Origin of the sequence: Brunnivagina elsteri CCALA 953 (assembly GCF_002289455.1) — a bacterium.
Taxonomy (GTDB): Bacteria; Cyanobacteriota; Cyanobacteriia; order Cyanobacteriales; family Nostocaceae; genus Brunnivagina; species Brunnivagina elsteri.
Genome location: NZ_NTFS01000705.1, coordinates 1 through 1696, shown reverse-complemented (window position 1 = coordinate 1696; position 1696 = coordinate 1). Strand labels below are relative to the sequence as shown.

Here is a 1696-nt window from a genome sequence, read left to right as displayed (position 1 = left end):
CGATCACAATTCAAAACTTTGTAAATAATTGCTGCGATCGCATACCAAATAGCATACATAAATTTGAAACTTTAGTCCGAACTTGCTTAGGTTTACCAATGGGCGAATTGGAAATGTTATTTTCTCGTTTATTGGGATTGCCTCACACTCTCGAAGAACTAATTGATGGGGTTTTAGATTACAAAAAAAGTAAGCTCAAAAATCAGGGTGTAGAATTTATTAGCGAGCCAGATGTACCCCAAGCTGGTGGATTAGATTTATTAGAAAACATTTTAGAACGCGCTGCGGTGTTACTCAAACCAGAAGCCAAAAACCATAATCTCAGCTTTCCCAAGGGTATGATACTCTGGGGACCACCAGGAACCGGGAAGTCACTCAGTGCGAAATTGGCAGCAAAGAAAATGGGTGTACCAATGGTTGCTGCTGATTGGGCTGGATTACGGGGTACAACTGCTTATGAATCTAGGAAAAATTTAAGGGAGTTTTTACAATTTTGTGATGCCAATGGAGAGCATGGTTTAGTTCTTTATTTCGATGATTTTGATAAAGGTTTTGCTGGTTTTGATTCAGATAATGATGGTGGTGTATCGCGTCAACTTGCAGGGAAATTATTGACTTGGATGCAAGAGAGAACATCCCAAGTTTTAGTGATGGCAACAGTGAACAGATTGGAGTTTTTACCACCCGAATTAGTGCGTCGTTTTGATGAGATTATTTTTGTAGATTTACCCCATGCTGGTGCAAGGTATGAAATTTTTAAATTACATCTGGCTAAATATTTTCCAGGATTGGATTTTTGCGAAAAGGATTGGTTGCGTTTGTTGAGGGAAACGAAGTTATTAACCCCAGCAGAAATTGCCTTGATGGTCAGGAAAACTGCGGAGAATGCTTTTTATCGGAATACGCAGGAGCTTTCTAGTGATGAGCTTGGGGAAAAGCCTCTAAGCGTGACTGTGAGGGATTTTTTAGAGGTGCGTTAGCGAAGCTGACCGCAGGTATCGCAGTTTACTCCTAGCATGATTCGTGAAGAAGATAAAATTGTGGAGATTCGCAATAAAGCGGTTTACGCTCGTCCTGCTGCCTCACCGGATACAAGTCGCTGGGCAAAAGAACCAGAGGTTTTGTTTGGGGCAGATAGTTAGCGCGATCGCTCTGAAAATGAAAGCATCCTTAGTATCAATAAACTATTTAGAAATCTGACGCGAACATCACTATTTACGTCAATAGTCAAGTACACAAATTAAAGATATTAACCGATAATTTTTCATAAAATCTCTGAATATTGATTTATGAAAATTAGTCGATTTGTATTCTCTCTTTTCTTTACCACAACTAGCATTTACTTAACGTCTCTATCCATAGCCCAAACTCAATCAAATTTACCCACTCGTTTAATACCTCTTGCCACGGGTAAACAAATATTACTGCCTGATTGGCAGAGAATTTCATTTAACCAAATGCCGACAATCCAAAAAAATGGCTCGATAAAAATCAACGGATTTTCTCGTCAATGGAATGCAGGAGATACACCAGATAAATACTTGACTTTGGGTGATATCGATGAAGCTCTAAAGCCTCAATTATTCAGTTTAAGTAACATTCTCAATACGATTAATATACCCAATACCTCTACATTAGATAAATTCCCATTATTAGGTAAACAATCTCTCCAATATTTAGCCGAAATTGTACCAAA

The 1696-nt window shown here is 38.5% G+C and carries 2 protein-coding genes and 1 pseudogene; all 3 read left to right on the top strand.

Going from position 1 to position 1696, the window contains the following annotated elements:
* A partial coding sequence (locus tag CK510_RS30055; protein ID WP_245912519.1) for an ATP-binding protein occupies positions 1-980 on the top strand: 980 nt, incomplete at its 5' end.
* A gap of 36 nt (positions 981-1016) precedes the next feature.
* Complete coding sequence (locus CK510_RS34165; protein WP_281257109.1) at positions 1017-1142, top strand: hypothetical protein; 126 nt, start codon at positions 1017-1019, stop codon at positions 1140-1142.
* Between the two features lie 147 nt (positions 1143-1289).
* Positions 1290-1696: pseudogene (locus CK510_RS31330) on the top strand (M23 family peptidase); the annotation flags it as partial.

Coding starts and splice junctions, on each gene's coding strand:
- CK510_RS34165 (WP_281257109.1), top strand. CDS start 1,017: ATGATTCGTGAAGAAGATAAAATTGTGGAGATTCGCAATAAAGCGGTT.